31 protein-coding genes and 1 tRNA gene are annotated in these 24005 nt (G+C 59.5%); 13 read left to right on the top strand and 19 right to left on the bottom strand.

Annotated features, from left to right (window positions below; translation table 11 throughout):
* The first annotated feature begins 110 nt into the window (after positions 1-110).
* From J3P90_RS09420 to J3P90_RS09375, 10 genes are all read left to right on the top strand, one after another.
* Entirely contained in the window at positions 111-2090 is a 1980-nt protein-coding gene (locus tag J3P90_RS09420) for a DNA cytosine methyltransferase (RefSeq protein ID WP_434676182.1), read from the top strand.
* Positions 2091-2438: 348 nt separating this feature from the next.
* On the top strand, positions 2439-2846 hold the full coding sequence (locus tag J3P90_RS09415) for a hypothetical protein (protein ID WP_434676181.1): 408 nt from the start codon (positions 2439-2441) through the stop codon (positions 2844-2846).
* Positions 2839-3003 carry a hypothetical protein gene (locus J3P90_RS09410; protein WP_434676180.1) on the top strand — a complete coding sequence of 55 codons (165 nt, stop codon included), beginning with the start codon at positions 2839-2841 and terminating at the stop codon, positions 3001-3003. Before J3P90_RS09415 ends, J3P90_RS09410 begins: the two co-directional genes overlap by 8 nt.
* Before the next feature lie 3 nt (positions 3004-3006).
* Positions 3007-3468 (top strand): hypothetical protein, encoded by a 462-nt coding sequence (locus tag J3P90_RS09405; RefSeq protein WP_434676179.1) that lies wholly within the window; start codon positions 3007-3009, stop codon positions 3466-3468.
* Positions 3469-3528: 60 nt separating this feature from the next.
* Entirely contained in the window at positions 3529-3717 is a 189-nt protein-coding gene (locus tag J3P90_RS09400) for a hypothetical protein (RefSeq protein ID WP_434676178.1), read from the top strand.
* 49 nt (positions 3718-3766) lie between these two features.
* A complete protein-coding gene (locus tag J3P90_RS09395; RefSeq protein WP_434676177.1) occupies positions 3767-4273 on the top strand; it encodes a DNA N-6-adenine-methyltransferase in 507 nt (168 codons plus the stop codon).
* Between the two features lie 56 nt (positions 4274-4329).
* Entirely contained in the window at positions 4330-4746 is a 417-nt protein-coding gene (locus tag J3P90_RS09390) for a hypothetical protein (protein WP_434676176.1), read from the top strand.
* A 43-nt stretch (positions 4747-4789) separates the two neighbouring features.
* Positions 4790-4996, top strand: a complete 207-nt coding sequence (locus J3P90_RS09385; protein ID WP_434676175.1) for a hypothetical protein — start codon at positions 4790-4792, stop codon at positions 4994-4996.
* A gap of 34 nt (positions 4997-5030) precedes the next feature.
* Entirely contained in the window at positions 5031-5444 is a 414-nt protein-coding gene (locus J3P90_RS09380; protein ID WP_434676174.1) for a hypothetical protein, read from the top strand.
* Positions 5330-6493 (top strand): tyrosine-type recombinase/integrase, encoded by a 1164-nt coding sequence (locus J3P90_RS09375; protein ID WP_434676556.1) that lies wholly within the window; start codon positions 5330-5332, stop codon positions 6491-6493. The genes J3P90_RS09380 and J3P90_RS09375 overlap by 115 nt, the downstream gene beginning before the upstream one ends.
* A 69-nt stretch (positions 6494-6562) precedes the next feature.
* Here J3P90_RS09375 and J3P90_RS09370 read toward each other — a convergent pair.
* The 9 genes from J3P90_RS09370 to thrS form a co-directional block, all read right to left on the bottom strand.
* Positions 6563-6639 (bottom strand) — tRNA-Pro (locus J3P90_RS09370).
* 90 nt (positions 6640-6729) lie between these two features.
* Positions 6730-7086: a MerR family transcriptional regulator gene (locus tag J3P90_RS09365; RefSeq protein ID WP_003179985.1), complete on the bottom strand. Its 357-nt coding sequence runs from the start codon at positions 7084-7086 to the stop codon at positions 6730-6732.
* Positions 7067-7369, bottom strand: coding sequence for an integration host factor subunit alpha (gene ihfA / locus J3P90_RS09360; RefSeq protein WP_002553164.1), 303 nt, complete (start codon positions 7367-7369; stop codon positions 7067-7069). Before ihfA ends, J3P90_RS09365 begins: the two co-directional genes overlap by 20 nt.
* Positions 7370-7372: 3 nt before the next feature.
* Entirely contained in the window at positions 7373-9751 is a 2379-nt protein-coding gene (gene pheT, locus J3P90_RS09355; RefSeq protein ID WP_434676173.1) for a phenylalanine--tRNA ligase subunit beta, read from the bottom strand.
* Between the two features lie 26 nt (positions 9752-9777).
* Positions 9778-10794, bottom strand: a complete 1017-nt coding sequence (gene pheS, locus J3P90_RS09350; protein ID WP_434676172.1) for a phenylalanine--tRNA ligase subunit alpha — start codon at positions 10792-10794, stop codon at positions 9778-9780.
* A gap of 109 nt (positions 10795-10903) precedes the next feature.
* Entirely contained in the window at positions 10904-11260 is a 357-nt protein-coding gene (gene rplT / locus J3P90_RS09345; protein WP_039592831.1) for a 50S ribosomal protein L20, read from the bottom strand.
* Between the two features lie 30 nt (positions 11261-11290).
* Positions 11291-11485: a 50S ribosomal protein L35 gene (rpmI, locus tag J3P90_RS09340; RefSeq protein WP_002553160.1), complete on the bottom strand. Its 195-nt coding sequence runs from the start codon at positions 11483-11485 to the stop codon at positions 11291-11293.
* Between the two features lie 60 nt (positions 11486-11545).
* Entirely contained in the window at positions 11546-12097 is a 552-nt protein-coding gene (gene infC / locus J3P90_RS09335; protein WP_169432615.1) for a translation initiation factor IF-3, read from the bottom strand.
* Positions 12097-14019, bottom strand: a complete 1923-nt coding sequence (gene thrS / locus J3P90_RS09330; RefSeq protein ID WP_420765837.1) for a threonine--tRNA ligase — start codon at positions 14017-14019, stop codon at positions 12097-12099. The genes infC and thrS overlap by 1 nt, the downstream gene beginning before the upstream one ends.
* A 372-nt stretch (positions 14020-14391) precedes the next feature.
* Here thrS and J3P90_RS09325 point away from each other — a divergent pair, with 372 nt between their 5' ends.
* Both J3P90_RS09325 and J3P90_RS09320 read left to right on the top strand, forming a co-directional pair.
* Complete coding sequence (locus tag J3P90_RS09325) at positions 14392-14694, top strand: hypothetical protein (RefSeq protein WP_420765836.1); 303 nt, start codon at positions 14392-14394, stop codon at positions 14692-14694.
* A gap of 289 nt (positions 14695-14983) precedes the next feature.
* Positions 14984-15196 (top strand): cold-shock protein, encoded by a 213-nt coding sequence (locus tag J3P90_RS09320; RefSeq protein ID WP_003179963.1) that lies wholly within the window; start codon positions 14984-14986, stop codon positions 15194-15196.
* A 65-nt stretch (positions 15197-15261) separates the two neighbouring features.
* Here the strand turns inward: J3P90_RS09320 and J3P90_RS09315 are convergent, their stop codons facing one another.
* Positions 15262-15576 (bottom strand): I78 family peptidase inhibitor, encoded by a 315-nt coding sequence (locus J3P90_RS09315; protein ID WP_434606621.1) that lies wholly within the window; start codon positions 15574-15576, stop codon positions 15262-15264.
* Positions 15577-15739: 163 nt separating this feature from the next.
* Positions 15740-16045 (bottom strand): hypothetical protein, encoded by a 306-nt coding sequence (locus J3P90_RS09310; protein WP_420765834.1) that lies wholly within the window; start codon positions 16043-16045, stop codon positions 15740-15742.
* 131 nt (positions 16046-16176) lie between these two features.
* Here J3P90_RS09310 and J3P90_RS09305 point away from each other — a divergent pair, with 131 nt between their 5' ends.
* The gene (locus tag J3P90_RS09305; RefSeq protein WP_434559665.1) at positions 16177-16374 is read left to right on the top strand and encodes a hypothetical protein; all 198 of its coding nucleotides are present in this window, start codon (positions 16177-16179) and stop codon (positions 16372-16374) included.
* Between the two features lie 42 nt (positions 16375-16416).
* Here the strand turns inward: J3P90_RS09305 and J3P90_RS09300 are convergent, their stop codons facing one another.
* The 8 genes from J3P90_RS09300 to J3P90_RS09265 form a co-directional block, all read right to left on the bottom strand.
* Positions 16417-17445 carry a nucleoside hydrolase gene (locus tag J3P90_RS09300; protein ID WP_434559667.1) on the bottom strand — a complete coding sequence of 343 codons (1029 nt, stop codon included), beginning with the start codon at positions 17443-17445 and terminating at the stop codon, positions 16417-16419.
* Positions 17446-17474: 29 nt separating this feature from the next.
* A complete protein-coding gene (gene rbsD, locus J3P90_RS09295) occupies positions 17475-17879 on the bottom strand; it encodes a D-ribose pyranase (protein ID WP_434606628.1) in 405 nt (134 codons plus the stop codon).
* Complete coding sequence (gene rbsK / locus J3P90_RS09290; RefSeq protein ID WP_434606631.1) at positions 17876-18790, bottom strand: ribokinase; 915 nt, start codon at positions 18788-18790, stop codon at positions 17876-17878. The genes rbsD and rbsK overlap by 4 nt, the downstream gene beginning before the upstream one ends.
* 23 nt (positions 18791-18813) lie before the next feature.
* Positions 18814-19833 (bottom strand): LacI family DNA-binding transcriptional regulator, encoded by a 1020-nt coding sequence (locus J3P90_RS09285; RefSeq protein ID WP_420765829.1) that lies wholly within the window; start codon positions 19831-19833, stop codon positions 18814-18816.
* 3 nt (positions 19834-19836) lie between these two features.
* Complete coding sequence (locus tag J3P90_RS09280) at positions 19837-20814, bottom strand: ABC transporter permease (RefSeq protein ID WP_039592822.1); 978 nt, start codon at positions 20812-20814, stop codon at positions 19837-19839.
* The gene (locus tag J3P90_RS09275; protein ID WP_434559673.1) at positions 20811-22364 is read right to left on the bottom strand and encodes a sugar ABC transporter ATP-binding protein; all 1554 of its coding nucleotides are present in this window, start codon (positions 22362-22364) and stop codon (positions 20811-20813) included. The genes J3P90_RS09280 and J3P90_RS09275 overlap by 4 nt, the downstream gene beginning before the upstream one ends.
* Positions 22365-22419: 55 nt before the next feature.
* Positions 22420-23379 carry a sugar ABC transporter substrate-binding protein gene (locus J3P90_RS09270; protein WP_420765827.1) on the bottom strand — a complete coding sequence of 320 codons (960 nt, stop codon included), beginning with the start codon at positions 23377-23379 and terminating at the stop codon, positions 22420-22422.
* A gap of 134 nt (positions 23380-23513) precedes the next feature.
* A complete protein-coding gene (locus J3P90_RS09265) occupies positions 23514-23960 on the bottom strand; it encodes a hypothetical protein (protein ID WP_420765826.1) in 447 nt (148 codons plus the stop codon).
* Between the last annotated feature and the right edge of the window lie 45 nt (positions 23961-24005).

Raw genomic sequence — 24005 nt, 5'->3', positions numbered from 1 at the left:
AAGTCCGGCCGCGGCACCACCAAACGATGTTGAAATTATGTCGCTCCATAGCTGATCCATAGATTCCCTCCCCCAGTCTGAACGCCAAATATACCCGGCGAGGCCCCCCTATGTCCGCACATCAGAAAAAACACACCTTCGATTTCAAAACTCAATACGGACTCGGCTTCAATCCTCAGGACGATGAGATCGTTGTCGACTTCTTCTGCGGTGGTGGCGGTGCCGGTACCGGTCTGGAGATAGGCCTGGGCCGCACGGTGAACGTTGCGAAGAACCACAGCCCGCAGGCGATAAGCATGCACACGGTAAATCACCCGGGCGCGGTGCACTTCACCACGGATGTTTTCGATGGCGACCCGGATACCGAGTGCGGCGGCAAGGCCGTGGGCTGGTTCCACATGTCGCCGGACTGCACGCATCACAGCCAGGCCGCCGGCGGCCAGCCGCGTAAGCGCGAGATCCGAAACCTGTCGTGGATCGGCCTCAAGTGGGCCGGCAAGAAGATGCCCCGAGTCATCAGCCTGGAGAACGTGAAGCAGATCCTTCAGTGGGGGCCGCTGATCGCCAAGCGGTGCAAGTCCACCGGCCGCGTGGTCACCCTGGACCTGATGCCGCACCCGACAAAGCCAAAGAGCATGGTCAATCGGATCGCGGAGCCTGGCGAAGTCGTGCCGGTGCACAATCAATTCCTGGTCCCCGACCCAAAACGCCGCGGGCAGACCTGGGCTGTGTTCGTCGCCGAGCTGCAGCGCCTGGGCTACGCCGTGGAATGGCGCGTGATTAAGGCTTGCGACTTCGGCGCGCCTACCAGCCGGGAACGCCTATTCATGATCGCCCGGTGCGATGGTCAGCCGATCGTATGGCCGGCGCCAACCCACGCGAAGAACCCGGTCAAAGGCCAGCAGAAGTGGAAGACCGCCGCCGACTGCATCGACTTCAGCGACCTGGGCAAAAGCATATTTGGCCGCAGCAAGGAACTGGCCCCGGCCACCCTGCGCCGCGTTGCTAGGGGCATGAAGAAGTTCGTCATCGACAACCCGGCGCCGTTCATTGTGCCGATCGCGAACTGGTCTGGTGAACTGGCGCAATCGTCGGCGGAACCGCTGCGCACCATCACCAGCTGGCCCCGCGGCGGTTCGTTCGCCATGGCAAGCCCGGTTATTGCGCCAGCCACCCATCAGGGCAGCGTCAGGGTTAATGATCCCTTGGAGCCCTTGCCGACCGTGACATGCGCCAACCGTGGGGAGCTGACGCTTATCAGTCCGGTGATGGTCGGCGCCGGTGGGCCTGTATATAGCGGAAAGCCCACGACGGCCGATCAGCCGGCCGGAACGCTGATGACGCAGAACCATCGCGCGATCGCCGCGGCTCACCTGGTGAAGTTCCGCTTTAACGATGCAGGTAAGGCACTCGACGAGCCACTTCCGACCATCACCAGCGGCGGCAACTACCAGCGCCCGGCCGGTGCCGCCCACGCCATGGGGCTATCCACGGTCTTCATGGCCCAGATGAACGGCGGCTTCAACACCACGTTTGCAAAGGGCATGGACGAGCCGCTGACAACGGTGACCAATACCGGCAGCCAGCAACAGTTGGTGAGCGCCAGCCTGGCTACCCTGCGCCGGAACTGCGTGGGCCGGGGTGTAGATGAGCCGGTGCCGACCATGACCGCGGGCGCCGAGCATCACGCATTGCTGCATTACAAGCTGTCGCCAGAGCATGAAGACGGCGCCCTTCGCGTCGCGGCATTCCTGATCAGCTACTACGGCACCGAGAACATCAGCGCCTGCGATGCACCGGCGCCGACGATCACCACCAAGGATCGCTTGGCAATGGTGACGGTAATGGTCAAGGGCACGCCGTATGTGATCGTCGATATCTGCCTGCGCATGCTGAAGCCGGCCGAACTGTACAAGGCCCAGGGCTTCCCCGCCGACTACGTAATCAGCCACGGCGCCGACGGCAAGCCATTCACCAAAACTCAGCAGGTCCACATGTGCGGCAACAGCGTCAGCCCGCCGCCGATGGCAGCGCTTGCCCGAGCGAACGATCCGTGGCGCGTCGAAGAACGGCAGGCAGTCGCGGCATAAATCATGGCCATGGAACGGCCGAGATCCACTCGGCCAGCCAGGTGACAGTGCGAACAATCAGGTCGATCAGGATCTGGTACATCAGGTCTTCAGTTGCGCGTTTCATGCGGCAGCGCTCCGATGTGGGTACGCATCAAGCCTGAGGCATCAATGCCTCGGTATGCGCACCTAGGATGGCGCCCGCGCAACAACCAATCCTCTTGTGGGTTTTCCATCCCCCACTCCACCGCCCGGGCATGCCCCGGGAAAGAGCCCCGTAATGATCTGGTTATTGATAGGCGTGCTCGCCCTCAACGCGGCTGCTCCCTATGCCGCCTACAGATTCAGCGTTAAGCCCCAGGAGGGTGTATGGAAAGCGTGAAGCGTTACAGATTCAAAGGTGCGGCCGGCGAATACGTGTACGCCGGCGACTTCGACAACGCCGCCCGGTGCTTCCTCGACGCAACTGAACGCTGTCTCGCTGCTGAACGCCGCGAACAAGCCCTACAGCAGCGCCTCACAGTGCAGGATCAGCAGAACGATCAGCTTCGCTCATTCGCCAGCGAAATGATCAGTGCTTGTTTCGAGGGCGGCAGCTTTGACGGCTCCGACATTCAGGACATTGCTGTCAAGCATGGCGTGTTGCGCGTCGAAACCCGTGAAGACGAATGCGGTGAAGGCTGCGCCTGCCGTGAGTATGGGTTTCCTGCCGATTGCTACCGACGCACCGAGCTGATTGCCCTCAACCCCACCGCCGAGGCTGTGAGCCATGAGTAAATTCTTTTGGATACTGCGCGCCTATTTCCACATGCAGAACCGCGCCGGCTTTGCGCGCTGGGATATGTGTGAGTCGCTATACGAAACCTACGCCATCGAATGGGAGATGTCTCCCTCAGATGCCGTTGATGAAGACATGAGCTATTGGGGAGATTGAGCCATGAGCAACAACATACCCTTGTCGCCGTGCCCCTTCTGCGGCTGCACCGTGCAAGCCATAACAGGCTTTGATTATGTTCGGATCAAGGGAGACCATGCCGGTAGCTGTGTATTTGTTGATGACGATCCCATCATCGCTGATGCTGCTGAGTGGAATATCCGCGCCGCCCTGGCTGAAGTGGCTGAAGTGACTCAGGGGCAGCGCGAGCCGGTGGCGTATCGTTGTCGCCACAGCGCTAGCGAGCCGTGGTTCTTCAGCGACAAGCCAGGTTATTGGGAATGGCAGCCCCTCTACACCGAGCAGCCCGCGCCGGTAGCGGTGGTGATGCCTGAGCTGGATGATCATGATCGTTCCGGCCAGAACTATTGGGCTGACCAGGCTGCGCAAGGCAGGCCCTACGAACAGCAGCTGCGTGAAGCGTGCGAGCGCAACGGCATAGATCCCGGCCTCGACGACGAATAATCCAGCAGTAACCCTCCCCCTTCAAAGTCAGCCGCTATAGCGGCAAGGACAAGCTCGCCCATGAAAAAAACAGTTGTGCTCACCGGCAAGGCCGTCGTGAGCTTCCGAAAGGTCATTAAAGACATTGATGACGACGAGGTCGCGGAGCTTTTGGCCAGCAATGACCTTCGTGAAGCTCAGATTGACGATGATGACCTGCTCGACATCGAGTGGATCCATGACGATGTCGACATGAAGGTGACGCCATGATCCTCCCCCTGCTCTACATGGCCCACCTGATATACAGGGGGACGAGGCCATGAGTGGAATGATTGGCGCCCGAGAGGCTCAGCCGAAGCACAAGAGCGTCGAGTGGTACACGCCAGCCTGGATATTCGAACTTCTCGGCCTGCAGTTCGACCTCGACCCATCCAGCCCGCACGACTATGTAACGGCGGTACCGGCAAAGACGAAGTACACGATCTTCGATGACGGCCTATCGAAAGAATGGTCGGGCCGGGTTTGGATGAACCCACCCTACGGGCCTGACACCGGCTTCTGGATGCGCCGCCTTATCTCTCACGGTGACGGAATTGCGTTGGTGTTCAGCCGTACCGATGCCGAGTGGTTCCAGGAAGCAATGGCCTGCGCCTCGGCGACCCTGCTGATAAAGGGCCGCATCGCCTTTGTGCCCGGACATGAGAACAGTCACAAAAAGGGCCGCTCGGGAGCCGGTAGTGCGATGTTTGCTTTCGGCGATGAATGCGCGATCGCGCTGCAAGGCTTGGCGGATCTCGGCGTTCTGGTGCCGCGAATCGCTGCTTGATCTCATAACCCCAATCCACCTACAGCCTGCCGGTGAACGGCGGGCGGAGCTATGCCATGAACAAACAAGAGCTCGCGGACCGGTTATCCGGTATCGCCTACCCCTGCCGCATCCACAAGGATTTGATCCAGGTCGCCAAGGATTCAGGTCTGGTGATTGTCTACGGCGCCAGCGACGACCTGATGGAATTCGAAGGCGCCGCCTGTGAGGAGATCGGTTGCTACGACGGCGGCACCGCCCTGGTTGATGCCCAGGGCGTCCTGCCCGACCGGGATAGCATCGACGATGACGACGAGCTGGAGGAGTACTTCCAGCGCAAGGCAAACGCCAAGCCCATCGAGGCGCTGTGGTGCAAGGAGGATGGCTACTCCTGGACCTACAAAACCGACATCCCCCACGCCACGTTCGAAGTGATGGATGACGTGGACCGATATTGCCGGGGCATCGTCTTCGCGCTGGCTGACCTGGCATAACCCCTCACCACCTTCTGCCGCCACGCGCGGCATGGAGCACACCATGTCTGCAAGAAAACTGTTCGAAATCGTGATGGGCGCCCTTCTCTACCTGCTGATCACGCTGCTGTGGTTCGCCTATGCCGCGCCCCAAATGATCGAGCACGGCTCAGATGCCGCACTGATCACCGCCGGTTTCGGCACGATGGTTTGGATCGCTGCCACGGGCTGCATCGCCATCTACATCATCCAGAAGGCGCGTCCCGCGTAAACCTTTCGGCCGCCAAGCGCGGCAGGAGCAAGACATGGCAAATGCCACAGCGGCAAAAGCAACGAGCATTCCGCCGCGGTTCATCCGGTTTATGGATGCGCCCGGCTACCTCGGCATGTGCCGGGACGAATTCAACAAAACGGTCAGGCCCAACGTCCGCGAATTCCCTATAGGGAAACAAGGCGTGGCGTTCGACCGAATCGAGCTTGACCAGTGGGCCGACGCCTACGTCGAGAGCAAGTCGATTGAAAAGGCAGCAAATCAGGACAACAATCGCCCCCGCAGCGAGTGCCGTGGCGAGCCAACAGGAGGTAAACCATGGCGAGAAAAGCGATCTCCGGCCTCTACCAGAAAGGTGGAATCTGGCAAATCGACAAAGTTTTCCGAGGCGAGCGACTTCGAGAAAGCACTGGCACTAGTGACCGGCAAGAAGCCGAGCAGTACTTGATTCACCGCCTGGAGCAGCTTCGGCAGCAAAAGGTATATGGCGTGCGCCGGGTGCGCACATGGGACGAGGCCGCAACAAAGTTCCTGATCGACCATAGGGATCAGCCTTCGATCAAGCTGACTGCGCACCACCTGAAGCAGCTGCACCCTTATCTCAAGGATCTGCCATTGACGCACATCGATGACCAGGCGCTTGAGCCGTTCGTGAGAGATCGCTTGAAGGGGATGGTCCTGCCGTGCGGCAAGCAACTGAAGCCGGTAGCGCCCAGGACGATCAATATCTCGATCGAGCGGGTGATACGTGTGCTTTCGCTTTGCGTGAGGAAATGGAGGGATGAAGAGCGCAGGCCTTGGCTTGATTCGGTTCCGATGCTGACCAGGTTGGACCTGAAGAAAAAGGTTCGCGAGCCCTACCCAATGACATGGGGAGAGCAATCGATACTCTTCGGGGAGTTGCCGGCTCACCTGCAAACGATGGCCCTGTTCAAAGTGAACACGGGTTGCCGCGAGCAAGAGGTCTGCAAGTTGAGGTGGGATTGGGAGATTCCGGTGCCAGAGCTTGGCACCAGCGTGTTCCTTATACCGTCCGACTTCGGGGGCAGGAACGAGCGGTCAGGCGTGAAAAATGGTGATGAGCGGCTGGTCGTGCTCAACAACGTGGCGAAGTCGATCATTGATAAGCAGCGGGGACTGAGCAAGGAATGGGTTTTTCCTTACAACGGAACTGCAATGCATCGCATGAACGACTCGGCCTGGAAGAAGGCGCGGGTGAGAGCGGCGAAACTCTGGCAGGAGGAAAACCTTCGCCCCGCTCACCCTGGGTATGCATCCATAAGGGTGCATGACTTGAAGCACACATTTGGCCGTCGCCTTCGGGCGGCAGGTGTCACGCAGGAAGACCGTAAGGCTTTGCTGGGACACAAGAACGGCAGCATCACCAGTCACTACTCGGGCGCCGAGCTCGGGCATCTGATTGAAGCTGCGAATATGGTATCAGCAACCGACTCTCGAGGACCGGTGCTGACAATCTTGAAGAGGAAAACTGGATGAAGTCCCGAAAAACTCCCCACCAATGAAAAAGCCCAACTGGCTAGAGTTGGGCTAAGTCATTGAAAAATATGGTCGGGACGGAGTGATTCGAACACTCGACCCCTAGCACCCCATGCTAGTGCGCTACCGGACTGCGCTACGCCCCGACTAGGCGTGAATCTTGTTCCGCTTCTCAACGGAACGCTCAGGAATATATCGCAAGCTTTTGAAAACTGGAAGTATTTAAAAGCAGAAATTTATTTCTTGAGCACCACCAGTACATCTTCGAGCTCGGCGATCATCTGGCGGATCATCTGTTTGTACTGGGTTGTATCGTCCTTGGCCTCGTCACCGGAGAGGCGCAGGCGCGCTCCGCCGATGGTGAACCCCTGGTCGTACAGCAGCGCGCGGATCTGCCGGATCATCAGCACGTCCTGGCGCTGATAATACCGTCGGTTTCCGCGGCGCTTGACCGGATTGAGTTGAGGAAACTCCTGCTCCCAATAGCGCAGCACGTGCGGTTTAACCGCACACAGCTCGCTGACTTCACCAATGGTGAAGTAGCGTTTGCCCGGGATGACGGGTAGTTCGTCGTTATGACTTGGTTCCAGCATAAGCCTCAACTCGGGCCTTCAACTTCTGCCCTGGACGAAAGGTGACCACACGGCGAGCCGTGATCGGGATTTCTTCTCCCGTTTTCGGATTGCGGCCAGGCCGCTGGCGTTTGTCCCGAAGGTCGAAATTGCCGAATCCGGACAATTTGACCTGCTCGTTGTCTTCGAGAGCGTGCCTGATTTCTTCGAAAAACAGTTCGACCAATTCTTTGGCCTCCCGTTTATTCAGGCCCAACTCCTCATACAGACGTTCCGCCATCTCAGCTTTCGTCAGAGCCCCCATACGTCACTTCCTTAACGTGGCGTTCAACCTGTGTTCGAGCGAGGTGAGGATATTCTGCGTTGCGGTATTCACCTCATCGTCATTAAGAGTGCGCGATGGATGCTGCCAGGTCAAGCCGACTGCAAGGCTTTTTCTATGCGGATCAATGCCTTTACCTTGATACACGTCAAATAGCCTGAGGTCCGTCAGCCATTCGCCTGCATTTTCACGGATTACTGCCAGTACGGCACTGGATGCAACGCCGACATCGGCTATCAAGGCAAGGTCGCGACGCACTTCAGGAAAGCGCGATAACTCCTGGAATTTCGGCATTTTTCCTTGGGCGACTTCAGCCAGGACCAGCTCGAAAACGAAGATTGGGCGATCAAGACCCAGCGTCTTCGACAACTCAGGGTGGATCGCGCCGACATAACCGACTTCACGACCGTCTCGCTCGATGCGCGCGGTCTGACCCGGGTGCAGCGCCGGATGCTTGCCAGGCACGAAGGTGAACGCGCCGAGCGCACCAGCAAAGCCCAGCACCGCTTCCACGTCGGCCTTGACGTCGAAGAAATCCACGCCATCACGACCTTGGGCCCAGCCTTCCGGCAGGCGGCTGCCGCAAACGACACCGGCCAGCATTGGCTCTTGCTTCAGGCCGTCCAACTGACCGACAAAACGCAGGCCGCTTTCGAACAGGCGTACGCGGTCCTGCTGGCGATTCAGGTTGTGCTGGAGCGACTTGATCAGGCCCGGCCACAGGGACGAGCGCATGGCGGCCATGTCATTGGAGATCGGGTTGGCCAACAGCAGTGGCTCAACACCTGGGCTGAACAATTCGAACTGACGCGGATCGATGAAACTGTAGGTGATCGCTTCCTGATACCCACGAGCCACCAGCAGGCGACGCAGCTCCGGCAGGTCACTGCGGGCCTCTGCCTTGGCTTGCGGGGCCAGGCGAGCCTGGGGATAGCGGACCGGCAGGCGATTGTAGCCGTACAAGCGGGCCAGCTCTTCGATCAGATCGACTTCCAGGCTAATATCGAAGCGATGGCTTGGCACTTCGACCTGCCACTGCCCTTCCCCCTCGGCACGGACGGTCAGGCCCAAGGCGTTGAGCAGACGCTCGACTTCGGCCGGGTCCATTTCCATGCCGAGCATCTGGGTGATGCGCTGGGCACGCAGCGTCACCGGCGCGATCTTCGGCAGGTGCTGTTCGCTGACGGTTTCGATGATCGGGCCGGCTTCGCCACCGGTGATTTCCAGCAGTAGGCCAGTGGCGCGCTCCATGGCTTCACGGGCCAGTTGCCAATCCACGCCACGCTCATAGCGGTGCGAGGCGTCAGTGTGCAGGCCGTAGGAACGAGCCTTGCCGGCGACGGCGATCTGGTCGAAGAAGGCGCTTTCAAGGAATACATCACGGGTGGTGGCGGAGACGCCACTGTGCTCGCCACCCATCACGCCTGCAATCGCCAGGGCGCGGGTATGGTCGGCAATCACCAGCGTATCGCTGCGCAAGGCCACTTCCTGGCCATCGAGCAGCACCAGCTTTTCACCTTCTTCAGCCATGCGCACGCGGATGCCGCCGTTGATTTCGGCGAGATCGAATGCGTGCAGCGGCTGACCCAGCTCAAGCATTACATAGTTGGTAATGTCGACAGCCGCGTCGATGCTGCGCACGTCGGAGCGTCGCAGACGCTCGACCATCCACAGCGGGGTCGGCTTGGACAGGTCGACATTGCGGATCACGCGGCCCAGGTAACGCGGGCATGCGCTCGGCGCCAAGACTTCGATCGGACGGACTTCGTCATGCACGGCCGGGACACTCGCAACCACCGGGCGAGTGACCGGGGTGGCGTACAACGCGCCGACTTCACGGGCCAGGCCAGCCACTGACAGGCAGTCGCCACGGTTCGGCGTCAGGTCGACTTCGATGCTCGCATCGTCCAGGCCCAGGTATTCACGAAAATCCTTGCCGACCGGCGCATCCGCCGGCAACTCCATCAGGCCATCGTTGCCTTCGCCAACCTGCAATTCGGCTTGGGAGCACAACATGCCGTTGGACTCGACACCGCGCAGCTTGGCTTTCTTGATCTTGAAGTCACCCGGCAGTTCTGCGCCGATCATGGCAAACGGGATCTTCAGGCCGGGACGCACGTTTGGTGCACCGCACACGACCTGGAACGTTTCCCCGCCACTGCTGACCTGGCAAACCCGCAGCTTGTCCGCGTCAGGGTGTTGTTCGGTGCTCAGCACCTCCCCCACCACCACGCCACTGAATGCGCCGGCGGCCGGCGTCACGCTATCGACCTCAAGACCGGCCATCGACAGGCGAGCAACCAGCTCGTCCTGGCTTACCTGCGGGCTAACCCAGCCGCGCAGCCATTGTTCACTGAATTTCATCCTGCTCTCCTAAAGGTTCGTTACGACTAGCGAAATTGCGCGAGGAACCGCAAGTCGTTGTCGAAGAACAGACGCAAGTCGTTCACGCCGTAACGCAGCATGGCCAAGCGTTCCACGCCCATGCCGAAGGCAAAGCCCGAGAATCCTTCCGGATCGATCCCGGACATGCGCAGCACGTTCGGGTGAACCATGCCGCAGCCCATGACTTCCAGCCAGCCCGTCTGCTTGCAGACGCGGCAGCCCTTGCCGCTGCACATCACGCATTCCATGTCGACTTCGGCCGATGGCTCAGTGAACGGGAAATAGGAAGGGCGGAAGCGCACGGCCAGTTCTTTTTCGAAGAACACCCGCAGGAACTCTTCGATAGTCCCTTTCAGGTCAGCGAAATTGATGTCGCGATCCACCAGCAGGCCTTCGACCTGATGGAACATCGGCGAATGGGTGATATCGGAGTCGCTACGGTACACACGGCCTGGGCAGACGATGCGGATCGGCGGCTGCTGCGATTCCATGGTGCGGACCTGTACCGGAGAGGTATGGGTGCGCAACAACATGTTCGCATTGAAATAGAAGGTGTCATGCATCGACCGGGCCGGGTGGTGGCCTGGGATGTTGAGCGCCTCGAAGTTGTGGTAGTCGTCTTCGACCTCAGGACCCTCGGCAATGCCATAGCCGATGCGGGTGAAGAACTGCTCGATGCGTTCCAGCGTCCGGGTCACCGGATGCAGGCCACCGGAAGTCTGGCCACGGCCAGGCAGGGTCACGTCGATGGATTCGGCCGCGAGCTTGGCCGCCAGGTCCGCCTCCTCGAACAGCGCCTTGCGCGCATTGAGGACTTCTGTGACACGTTCCTTGGCGACGTTGATCAGCGCACCAACCTGCGGACGCTCTTCGGCCGGCAGGTTCCCCAGGGTCTTCATCACCTGAGTCAACTCGCCTTTCTTGCCAAGGTAGTGAACCCGGATTTGCTCCAGGGCATTGATATCTTCAGCGCTTTGCACAGCCTCTAGTGCTTGAGCGACCAGCGCGTCCAGGTTTTCCATGTACAGACTCCAGATACAAAATAGGGGAAGAGCTTTAAGGCTCTTCCCCTATTTATGACGTTTGGCACCCGGGCTCACAGAGGTGAGCCCCGGTGACTGCCGGGGGTACTTAAGCCAAGGTGGCTTTAGCTTTCTCGACAATCGCAGCAAACGCCGCTTTTTCGTTCACTGCCAGATCAGCCAGAACCTTACGGTCGATCTCGATGGACGCTTTTTTCAGGCCGGCGATGAAACGGCTGTAGGACAGACCGTAGGTACGAGCACCAGCGTTGATACGAGCGATCCACAGAGCGCGGAACTGACGTTTTTTCTGACGACGGTCACGGTAGGCGTATTGGCCTGCCTTGATTACGGCTTGCTTGGCAACACGGAATACGCGGGAACGCGCACCGTAGTAGCCTTTAGCAAGTTTCATAATTTTCTTGTGACGCTTACGGGCAATGACGCCACGCTTTACACGAGCCATGAGTTACTTCCTCTATTCTTGATCCAAAAATTAACGAAGGCGCAGCATGCGCTCGACTTTTGCCACGTCAGACGGATGCAGCAAGCTGCTACCGCGCAGTTGACGCTTACGCTTGGTCGACATTTTGGTCAGGATGTGGCTCTTGAAAGCGTGCTTGTGCTTGATGCCGTTAGCAGTTTTCAGAAACCGCTTAGCAGCACCACTTTTAGTTTTCATCTTTGGCATGTTCGGATACTCCGCATTCAGTTGATAAACATAATCGCAAGGCCTGCCGTGCCCTGGTGATTACTTCTTCTTTTTCGGGGCGATGACCATGATCAGCTGGCGTCCTTCCATCTTAGGATGCTGTTCGACCGAACCGTACTCGAGCAGGTCTTGTTCAACCCGCTTGAGGAGTTCCATCCCCAGCTCCTGGTGGGCCATCTCACGGCCGCGGAATCGCAAGGATACCTTGGCCCTGTCCCCGTCACTCAGGAAACGTACCAGGTTGCGCAGTTTTACCTGGTAATCCCCTTCCTCCGTCCCTGGACGAAACTTGATTTCTTTTACCTGAATCTGCTTCTGGTTTTTCTTCGCCGCGGCAATCTGCTTCTTCTTTTCGAAGATCGACTTGCCGTAGTCCATCACCCGGCAAACGGGTGGGACTGCGTCCGCGGAAATTTCCACCAGATCAAGCTTGGCTTCTTCAGCAATACGAAGCGCTTCATCAATCGAGACGATGCCAATCTGCTCGCCATCAGCGCCAATTAACCGAACCTCGCGTGCCGAGATATTCTCGTTGATCGGGGCTTTCGGTGCAGCTCGTTTATCTTGTCTCATTTCACGCTTAATAATAATTACTCCGAATCTGGGCGACCACGCCGGGAAACCGCTTGCGCGAGAAACTCGGCGAATTCGGCGACGGGCATCGAGCCCAGGTCAGCACCTTCACGAGTACGCACAGCGACAGTCTGCATCTCGACCTCCCGATCTCCAATAACCAAGAGAAAGGGAACCTTGAGCAAAGTATGCTCGCGGATTTTAAAGCCGATCTTTTCATTTCTCAAGTCGGACTTGGCACGAAATCCGCTTTGATTGAGAGTTTTTTCGACTTCGGCGGCAAAATCTGCCTGTTTATCAGTGATATTCATGATCACTGCCTGGGTCGGCGCCAGCCACGCGGGGAACGCACCCTCGTAATGCTCGATCAGGATCCCGACGAAACGCTCGAAGGAACCGAGGATCGCGCGGTGAAGCATGACCGGGTGCTTGCGGCTGTTGTCTTCGGACACATATTCAGCGCCCAGACGGATCGGCAGGTTGAAATCGAGCTGCAAGGTACCACATTGCCAGACGCGGCCAAGGCAATCTTTCAACGAGAATTCAATCTTCGGACCGTAGAATGCGCCCTCGCCCGGCTGCAGCTCGTACGCAAGCCCCGCGCTGTCGAGGGCGGCGGCCAGGGCGGCCTCGGCGCGATCCCACAGTTCGTCGGAACCGACGCGTTTTTCCGGACGAGTGGACAGCTTCATTTCAACTTCGGTGAAGCCGAAGTCCCGGTAGACGTCCATGGTCAGCTTGATGAACGCGGCGGATTCAGCCTGCATCTGCTCTTCAGTGCAGAAAATGTGCGCGTCGTCCTGAGTGAACGCCCGCACGCGCATGATGCCGTGCAGCGCACCCGATGGCTCGTTACGGTGGCAAGCACCGAACTCGGCCAGGCGCATCGGCAGCTCGCGATAGCTCTTCAGGCCCTGGTTGAATACCTGCACGTGGCACGGGCAGTTCATTGGCTTGATGGCGTAGTCGCGGTTTTCCGACTGGGTGGTGAACATGTTGTCGGCGTAGTTGGCCCAATGCCCGGATTTCTCCCAGAGGCTGCGGTCGACCACTTGCGGCGTCTTGATTTCGAGGTAGCCGTTCTCACGCTGGACCTGGCGCATGTACTGTTCTAGCACCTGGTACAGAGTCCAGCCGTTCGGGTGCCAGAACACCATGCCCGGGGATTCTTCCTGGGTATGGAACAGGCCCAGGCGCTTGCCGATCTTGCGGTGATCGCGCTTCTCAGCCTCTTCGATACGCTGGATGTAGGCCGCCAGCTGCTTCTTGTCCGCCCAGGCCGTGCCGTAGACGCGCTGCAACTGTTCGTTCTTCGCGTCGCCACGCCAGTAGGCGCCGGACAGCTTGGTCAGCTTGAAGGATTTCAGGAAACGCGTGTTCGGCACGTGCGGGCCGCGGCACATGTCGACGTATTCTTCGTGGTAGTACAGGCCCATGGCCTGCTCGTCCGGCATGTCTTCCACCAGACGCAGCTTGTAGTCCTCGCCACGGGCCTTGAAGACTTCGATGACTTCGGCGCGCGGGGTGACTTTCTTGATGACGTCGTAATCTTTCTCGATCAGCTGCTGCATGCGCTGCTCGATCGCGGCCATGTCGTCCGGGGTAAAAGGACGCTCGAAGGCGATGTCGTAATAGAAGCCTTCGTCGATGACCGGCCCGATGACCATCTTCGCGCTCGGGTACAGCTGCTTGACCGCATGACCGACCAGGTGCGCGCAGGAGTGACGAATGATCTCCAGCCCCTCTTCATCCTTGGGCGTGATGATTTGCAGCGTGGCATCGCTGTCGATGACATCGCTGGCGTCGACCAGTTTGCCGTTGACCTTGCCGGCCAGGGTGGCCTTGGCCAGGCCCGCGCCAATGGATGCGGCGACCTCGGCTACGGAAACCGGGTGGTCGAATGAACGTTGACTGCCGTCGGGAAGAGTAATAGTTGGCATGGCGCCTCCTCTCCTAGTGGTGACCCCTACCAAAGGTCACGTGGGTTGGGATGAGCCAGTACAAGATCCAGTCCAGGCCATTCAATGACGAACGCCTGCCTTACAGCGGCAGGAGCCTTGCGGCCAACCGGGAAAACCGAACCAGAGTGACTGGGATTCAAATCAGGGTTAGTCGAACATTTGCCGCCGCCGGGACTTGTCGTCATCCGGAGCCTGAAAATACCCGAGCCCGGCATGCTAACACAGATGAACGGTCATCGCCGCGCTCGCGTTGGAGCGAACGTAAAGCGGGGCTTTTATGCCAAAGTGCTGAACTGAAGCGCCCGCAACCCCTCAGATACCAAGACATCGACCCGAAAGGAGCATCTCAGCATGCGTCTGAATACGTTATTCGCAGTAGTCGCCCCCCTCGCCCTGCTGCTCCCGATTGCCGCCCATGCCGACTGGCCAAAGGGCGAGCGCGAAAAATACATGGCCCAGTGCACCCAGGCGGCAACGCCACAGATCGGCGCGGCAGCGGCCAAGTCACACTGCGCCTGTGGCGCCGACGCCATCAAATCCTATCCGGCCAGTGATATCCAGGCTCTGATGGACAACAAGGCCACCCCTGAACTGCAACAGAAAGCCCTCGGCCAGATCGCCAAATGCAAGGCGAATCCGCCTGCGAAAAAATGACGGTTTGGGCATCAGGAAGGCGCCCGACAGGGGTAAAAAGGCTTGAATAAGCGCTTTTTCCTACGATTTTTGCAGGTTTTTCAGCTTTTTTTATCGTCTTTACGTTCGGCTGAAAGCCTTTGAAACCGGGGCTTCCAGCCCGTTCAGACGGTAAAGAAAACACGACTGATTGGCAAACAGCTCGTCCGGGGGGCTCCCAAATCGAACATTTCGACTATGATACCCGGGTGTGCCCAGTTGGCCTGAGCAGCACAGTACACTGAAAATATATGTTTCTTGGAGATACACCATGTCTAATCGCCAAACCGGCACCGTTAAATGGTTCAACGATGAAAAAGGCTTCGGCTTCATCACTCCTCAAGGTGGCGGTGACGACCTGTTCGTACACTTCAAAGCTATCGAAAGCGACGGTTTCAAAAGCCTGAAAGAAGGCCAGACTGTTTCCTTCGTGGCTGAGAAAGGCCAAAAGGGTATGCAAGCTGCACAAGTTCGCCCAGAGTAATTTCCCGGCGCGCTAAAAAAACCCCGTCCATGTGACGGGGTTTTTTATGGTCAGCTTAAAACCAATCAGCCGCAATTGACCCGGTTGACCACCAGCTTGGCATCGGTATTGAGGTTCAAGCGATCGGAGCGGTACTCAAGCGTCACCATGTCGTTGGGCTTGAGAATACGGGCGTTTTGCGCGCCGGAACGGCTCCGCGCCTGCTCCAGCAACTGGGGCGAGGCCTGCTTGCCAATCGCGAACTCGGCAGCCTTCGCCTCGCAGCGACTATGCCCGGTTTCGGCCGTCACGGGATCAGGGGTCGATTCAGAGGTGCTGCTGCAACCGCTCAAGAGCGCAGCGGCCAGCAAAGTACTCAGTGACGCGAGCTTCCAAGGCATGAAGCCTCCTTTTTCAGTGAAATAGCAGAGAGCGTGCGACAACCCAAACGAAACTTGGTTTCAACGCCAAGGCCATCATGGTGCCCTCATCTGGAAAAACGGCAGTTTGCCTGAGCCCTGCCCAGCTGTTCACCGCTCAATCGTGACTGAATATGAATGGCGCTCAGTAGATGTCGATGTAATCGAAGGGCGGGTTCGGCCAGTTGTCTTTCAATGCATTGTAGATTTGCATCACCCAGACCTCATCGCTCGCCGCAACGTTTCCGACATACCCCGAACCCTTCGCCCAGGTTTCAAGCCGAAACAACAAACCTGCGATGTCGGCACCGCCTACGACACCCGAGGAAAGATAGGCAATGCCAGCCTTGGTCACACGCAACTGGGTATGTTCGTCATCACTGGCGGACGCGAGCAAATCACGCACGGCCTCGAGGGTGAACGCCTCAGGATCCTTCAAATCGATCTGCACGTAGGAGCCCCCGGGAAAAATAAAAAACCGAGTGTCGCACAGTGCTCGCCTGATGCCTAAGTCGCACTGCCAAACCCACTCCAAAAATGCTTAACTCAGCCTACAGATTTCCCAACCTGCGAGCCCCCGACATGAGCACCGTCAGCATCGAAGCCACCATCAATGCAAAATGGGCGCAGGGCCACAGCTCGTACAGCCCAGGCAGCCCGGAAGAACTGGCGATCCTCAGCATCGAGTTGCTGGTGAAAGAACTCGGGACGCAGGCCGCGCAGAACTTCGTCAAGCAAGCGTTCGAGCGCTATCCGAGCATCATTGAGACAACTGCATAAGGTTCCCGCAGGCAGACGCCTGCGGGGTTGCCTTGAGATGCGTTACTTGAGCCGCGCCAATCGCTCGGTCAGCAGATCGAAGAACCCCTGGGCATCGCCGTCCTTCACCCAAAAAGCATTTTTTGGCGCTTTCAGGCCGTCGTACCAATCGACGACGGTCTGGCCGAAAGTCGGCCCTTCACGGCTGTCCACCACAAGGTTGACCGCACGCCCGCTAAACAGCTGCGGCTTGAGAAGGTAGGCGACCACGGTTGCATCGTGCACCGGCCCGCCCGTCATGCCGTAGTGCTCCATGTCGCCCTTGACGTATTCGTTGAGAATATCGCCGACCAACTTGCTCGCGTTGTTGTTCAGCGCAGCGATCTGCTTCAGGCGTGTCTCGCTGGTAAGGATCTTGTGAGTCACGTCCAAGGGCAGGTAGGTCAGCTTCACACCGCTTTTGGCGACGATCTCCGCCGCCTGAGGATCGGCATATAAATTAAATTCGGCCACCGGCGTGATATTGCCGCCGTTGAAGTGCGCGCCACCCATGATCACCACCTCCTTGATCCCCTGAACGATCCCGGGCTCCTGGACCAGCGCCAAGGCCAGGTTCGTCTGCGGGCCGAGCATGGCAATGGTGATGCTGTGGGGCTTGGCCGCCTTAAGCGTGTCGATTAGGTAATTGACGGCATTGCCCTCGGCCAAGCCTTTCTTCGGCTCGTGCACCGTGACACCCGACAAACCCTCCTTGCCGTGGATGTTTTCCGCGTAGATGGGCGTGCGCATCAACGGTTTCGGCGCGCCGGCATAGACCGGCACCTCTTCGCGACCCGCCCACTCACGGGCCAGGCGCGCATTGCGGGAAGTCTTGTCCAGGCGCACGTTCCCCGCCACGGTGGTCAACGCGCGAACGTGCAACTCCTCGGGGGATGCCAGCGCGAACAACAGCGCAACCACATCATCGGCGCCCGGATCGGTGTCGATGATCAAGTCGATCTTCTCTGCCGCCTGGGCGCTTGTAGCCGTGATGAATGACAAAAGCAGCAGACTCCGCAACAGTTGATGCATTTTTTGAGCATAGCGGTGCATGGCGCACTCCTTGTGCAGGTTGTGAATATCTAGAACGTGACGCCCGCGATCAGCACCACGTTGCAGTACGGTGAGCATTCTCCGGTGCGAATGACCGCCCTCGCCTCGCGAGTAAGCACCTTGAACTGCTCATGGCTGACCAACGCCCGCGCGCCTAAGGCGCCTTCGGCGTGCAGCGCCTCCAACGTCGCCAGGGCTGACGGTTGCTTGTCGATAATTTCCTGCGCCAATACATGGCTTTCGACCTGCATCTCGCTGAGCAGCACGTTCAAGGTACTGACAAAATCGGGGACGCCATGGGTCAACGCAAGGTCGATCAGTTCGACGTGTGGCGGCACCGGCAGCCCGGCATCACCAATCACCACCTTGTCGCCATGCCCAAGGGAAGCGACCAGGCGTGACAGGGCGATGTTCAACAAAGGAGTCTTTTTCATGATTCGAACGCCTGAACTTCCGACAATGCAGGAATAGAGGGCTGCGCGCCCGCGCGAGTGACCGACAGCGCAGCGGCGACCTGCCCGAAACGAATGGCCTCGACTTCGTCCTTACTGTTCGCCAGGGCCGCCGCGAACCCGCCGACGAACGTATCGCCTGCCGCGGTTGTGTCAACCGCCTTGACCCGCGGCGCGGGGAAGTGTTCGAAGCTCGCTCCGTTGGCGAACAGCAACCCTTGGGCACCCAGCGTTACGATGACTTTGCCGGCACCCGCCGCGAGCAACTGCGTCGCGGCGGCTTCGGCGGTCTCCAGGGAATCCACGGCCAGGCCACTGAGGACCATCGCTTCGCTTTCGTTAGGGATCAGGTAGTCGACGTAGGCGTACCAGTCGCCCGGCAGGGCATGGGAGGCCGGCGCCGGATTGAGAATGACGATCTTGCCAAGCTCATGGCCGCGCTTGAGCGCATGCCCTACGGTGGCGTCCGGCACTTCCAGTTGGCAGATAATGACATCGGCGCCTTGCAGCACCGCATCAAAACTATCGAGGACGCCGGGCGTCAGCTCACCATTGGCGCCGGCAACGATGACGATCGCGTTCTGGCTGTTGTCATCGACCACGATCAGCGCAACGCCACTGGAGCCCTCCACCACGCTGACCGCCTGGCAATCGATGCCCTCGGCGAGCAGCGCGCCACGCAACTGCTGTCCATAGGCGTCATTGCCGACGCAACCGACCATGGACACTTGCGCACCCAGGCGCGCGGCGGCCACCGCCTGGTTGGCGCCCTTGCCCCCCGGGATGGTGGAAAACGACTCGCCAATCAGGGTTTCCCCACCACGAGGCAGACGCGGCGCACGCGTCACCAGGTCCATGTTCAGGCTGCCTATCACCACTACTTTTGCTGGCATACATCATTACTCATCAATTCGGTTCAGCGGTATTGGGCGAATGTACCGGGCACCGGTGCAGTCGATTCTCGCAAGACAATGCTGGGCGTCACGATCCGCTGGTCAGTGGCAAGCCCCGGCGTTGCGATGCGCCGCAGCAACACCTCGGCCGCCATCTCGCCCAGGTCCAGGATCGACTGCCCCACAGTGGTCAGCGCCGGGTAGACATAACGGCTCATCTGAATATCGTCGAAACCGATGATCGACAGCTCACTGGGCACGCGCACATTGCGTTCGGCGGCGGCGCGCAATGCACCGATGCCGATCATGTCGTTGGCAGCGAAAATCGCGCTGGGCGGCCGTTGCCCAAGCAATTGGGCCGCCGCACGGTAACCGCCGATGCTGGTGAAATCGCTCTCGAGCATGCGCTCGACGGGCAGCTCGATCCCCGCCTCCTTCAGCGCACGGCAATAACCCGCCAGGCGCATCTGTGCCACGCTGGTGTCCGCCGGCCCGCCAATGAAGGCAATGTCGCGATGGCCCAGGTCCAGCAGATGCCGGGTGGCCAGGTACGCGCCATATTCATGGTCGATACGGACCAGGTCCGCATCGACGCCATCCAGGCCACGGTCAACGATCACCATGGGCGTACGCACGTTGGTCAGGCCCTCGGCCAGGCCGACATCGCCCCCGGCCGACGCCACGATCAATCCGTCGATACGTTTTTCCAGCAGCACCCGCAGATAACTGCGCTGCTTGTCCGGATTGTCGTCGGAATTGCATAGGATCACGCAGTAGCCATTGCGCTCGCAGTAATCCTCGATCCCCCGAGCCAGTTCGGCAAAGTACGGGTTGAGGCTGTTGGGCACCAGCAGGCCAATGGTGGCCGTGGTCTTGGCCTTGAGCGAGCGCGCCACGGCGCTGGGCACATAGTCCAAGCGTTCGATGGCGGCCTCGACCTTGCGCCGCACCTCGTCACTGACCGGCCGCGTCTTGTTCACCACATGGGACACGGTCGTGTAGGAAATCCCGGCAAGCGCCGCCACATCCTTGATCGTCGCCATGGTTCAAGCCCGCCGACTGGCGCGCTGGCTGCGGTACGTATCGAGCACCACTGCAATCACGATCACCGCGCCGGTGATGATGCGTTTGGTCGGCTCGGTCGCGCCGATCTGGGCCAGGCCTGCCGCCAGCACCGAAATGATCAGCACGCCGAAAAAGGTGCTGATGACCGAGCCGCGCCCGCCCATCAGGCTGGTGCCGCCGATGACCACGGCGGCGATGACTTGCAGCTCGAGCCCCGAGCCTGCGTTGGGGTCCGCCGCTTCCAGGCGAGAAATCTGGAACAGCGCCGCAACACCGGCCAACAAGCCCATCAGGCTGAACACCAGGATCTTGTAGGGCTTGGGGTTGATGCCGGCCAAGCGCACGGCTTCTTCATTGGTGCCGATGCCAATCAGGTAGCGCCCGAACACCGTGCGGGTCAACACCGCTTGGGCAACAAAGATCACCAGTAAGGCGATGATGAACGAAGGCGAAATACCGAAGGCAATCGGATTGGACAGCCAGGCGAAGGAGTCGCCGATATAGGCGGTCCGCGAGCCGGTCATCTGGTACGCCAGGCCCCTGGCCATTTCCAGCACACCCAGCGAAACGATAAACGACGGGATACGCCATGCCACGGTAATCGAACCGGTGACCGTGCCCGCCAATGCCGCCACGGCCATGCCAAGCAAGGCCGATGGCCAGACGCTCCAGCCCCAGCCCAGCACCGCCACGCTGACTGTCGAAGCCGCCAACGCCAGCACCGAGCCCACCGATAAATCGATGCCGCCGATGATCAGGATAAAGGTCATGCCGACCGCCAGCACCATGAGATCGGGGATCTGATTGGCGAGGGTGCTGAAGGTGTCGTAGGAAAGAAAGTGGCTGCTCAGGACCGAGAACAGCGCGACCATGGCGAGCAAGGCGCCAGCCAGGCCCAGGTAAGTGCCCAGACCATAAAAGTTGCCATTGGATTTGCCGACGGCAGGTGCGGTTTTCATGAGAGATCCCTAGGCGCCGCTTCGTTGAGCAGCGCATCACGTTTCTGGTAGCCGGCGAACGCGGCGGCAAGCAAGTCATCCTGGGTCCAGCTGTCGCGCTCGAATGTGTCGATCAGGCGCCCGGCGGAAAGCACACCGATCCGGTCACAAATCAACATCAGTTCCCGCAGGTCACTGGAGACCACGACCAGCGCCTTGCCCTGGCGAGTCAGTTCACCCAGCAACGCATAAATATCGAACTTGGCGCCGACGTCGATGCCACGGGTCGGCTCGTCGAACAGCAGTACTGAGCAATCGCGTTCGAGCCAACGGCCGATCACCACTTTCTGTTGGTTGCCGCCAGACAATTCGGACACCAGCTGCGTCGGGCTGGAACTGCGGATGCGCATGGCGTCGATCTGCCGCTGCGCCAAGGCCTGCTCCGCGCTGCCATTGACCAGGCCGGCACTGGATATCTCCGGCATGTTGCCCAGCGCGATGTTGGCGGCGATGGATTGGCTCAACAGCAAGCCCTCGCCCTTGCGATCCTCGGTGATCAAGGCAATGCCGTGGGCCACCGCATCGGCCGGGGAACGGATGCTGACCACATTGGCTGGCGAGCCCAGTGCCACCGTACCGCTGTCGGCTACATCCGCGCCGAAGATCAACCGCAACAGCTCTGTGCGCCCTGCCCCGATCAGCCCGGAGATACCGAAGATTTCACCGCTGCGAACTTCGAACGACACATCGCGGACCTTGTCGGAACGGGTCAGGCCCTTCACGGTCAGCGCGGGGGCGCCGATCTGGCGCGGGCCCAGGTCGATATGCTCGCCCAGCTCCCGACCGACCATCAGCGTCACCAACTGCTCACTGTTGTAGTTGGCCATCGGCTCGACGCAGACCAGGTTGCCGTCGCGCAGCACCGCAATGCGCTGGGCCACCCGCGCCAGTTCCTCAAGGCGATGGGAGATATAAATGATCGAGACGCCGCGGGCCTGCAAGCGGGTGATCTGCTCGAAGAGCATTTCGACTTCGCGGGCCGTTAGCATCGCGGTCGGCTCATCGAGAATCAGCACATGGCAATCGCCGATCAGGTTGCGGGCGATCTCGACCATCTGCTGATGACCGATGCCCAGTTCACCGACCAGCGTGTCGGGATCGATTGCATCGAGCCCCACCTGGGCCATGGCGTCGATCGCCGCTTTGCGTAATTGCTTGCGACTGATCCAGCCGCCGTGGCTGGGCAGGTTGTCGAGGAACAGGTTCTCGGCCACGGAAAGAGTCGGCAGCAGGTTGAGTTCCTGCATCACCATGCGCACGCCCAGCTCTTCCGCCTGGGTCCGGCTGCCGGGACGGTAATCCTGCCCGTGGAACTGCATCTGCCCCGTCGTCGGCGTGACCAGCCCACCGATGATCTTGGACAAGGTACTTTTGCCGGCGCCATTTTCACCGGTCAACGCCAGCACTTCACCGCGCATCAACGTCAGGTTGATATCGCTCAGTACCGGCTGGGCATAGGTCTTGCCGATACCGCTGACGCACAGGACAGCGTTCGGGTCGCGAACGGACATAACAAACTCTCCAATGCGCCCGCCCGGACGGGCGAGCGCCGTTGTGTCGCCAGGATTACTGCTTGGTCACCAGCTCGACCGGAGTTTCGATAACGCCGTTGGCGCCGCTGTCGACTTTTTCGCCCTTGAGCATTTTCAATGCGGTCTCGATGCCGAACACAGCCTGCTTGGCAGCGAACTGGTCGGCTGTGGCCAGGACACGGCCGTCCTTGAGCATCGGCTTGATGGCGTTGATATTGTCGTAGCCGACCACTTGCACCTTGCCCGCCTTGCCAGCCGCGCGCACGGCCGAGACCGCACCTACCGCCATGCTGTCGTTGCCGGCCAGCAGCGCCTTGATGTTCGGGTATTCGCTGAGCATCGACGAGGCAACCTGGTTGCCCTTGTTGATCTCCCAATCGCCCGATTGCAGGGAAACGACCTTGATCTGCGCGGCCTCCATCGCATCCTTGAAGCCCGCGGTGCGCGCCTGGGCGTTGGTGGTGGTCGACACGCCTTCGATGATACCCACCTCGTCACCAGCCTTGAGCTCCTTGGCCAGGTATTCACCCACCAGGCGAGCGCCCTTGCGGTTGTCAGGGCCTACGAAAGGCACGGTGATGTTCTTGCTCTTGACCACCGCTGGATCGAGTTGATTGTCGATGTTGATCACAGTGATGCCGGCATCGACGGCTTTCTTGATCACCGGAACCATGGCCTTGGAATCGGCAGGCGCGATGATCAGCGCGTCGACCTTGGACACGATCATCTGCTCGACGATGCGGATCTGGTTGGCGGTGTCGGTTTCATCCTTGATCCCGTTGGAGATCAGGTCGAAGTCGGCGGAGTGTTCTTTCTGATAAGCCTTGGCGCCATCCTCCATCGTCAGGAAGAATTCGTTGGCCAGGGATTTCATGACCAGGGCAACCTTGGGTTTTTCGGGAGTCTGGGCGAGCGCCGAGGAGAAAGGCAGCGCAGCGGATGCGGTCGCGAGCATGGCAACGGCGAGCAGGCGACCAGCGAATGGCAGCTTCATGGGTTCACTCCGATTTTATGATTATTGTGAGCAAAAATCGTCATACGACGACTGCGCAAACGTTTGCGTGGAATGAACTATGGTAAAGCATCGGCGTTTTGTCAACGCTCCGGTTTTATCCGGAACATTGTGGATCAAGCCGTGGTGTTGACCAACGTCCCAGAACTGGAATCCTTCGCCAATTCCTTGATCAAGCTGCCCGTGACTTCCTGCAGCGCACCGGTGGTATCGGCGATCTGTCCCTGGATGGCCATGACCGCGGCAGTCTTGGCTTCAGGCGTGGAATAAGGACGCGCCTGCGCAGCGGCGAGCTGCTGCTGTTGCTCACGCAGTTGCTGCTGTAGCTCTTGCATGCGCTTGAGCAGGACTTTCATGGCGATGCTTTGGGTGCTGTCGCTTTTTTCGGTCTTGCTCTCGGCGTCGGTATGCAGGTTCGCGCGCACCTTACCGGGCGCTTGCGTTTCGCCAAGGGCTTGGTCGGCAGCATCGGCGGTTGCCTCGCTCAAGGCATTCAACGTCGCTGCGGATTTACCGCCGATGGTGACGGCGGCGGCATTTGGAAAGCCGATTGAAAAGCTCATGTCTCGCTCCATGAATGAATTCCTACAAGGTAGATCGTCCATTGG

The organism is Pseudomonas sp. D3-10, assembly GCF_051132175.1.
Lineage (GTDB): Bacteria > Pseudomonadota > Gammaproteobacteria > Pseudomonadales > Pseudomonadaceae > Aquipseudomonas.
Note: the sequence above shows the minus strand (reverse complement) of the source record. Positions and strands in the feature narration are given on the sequence as shown.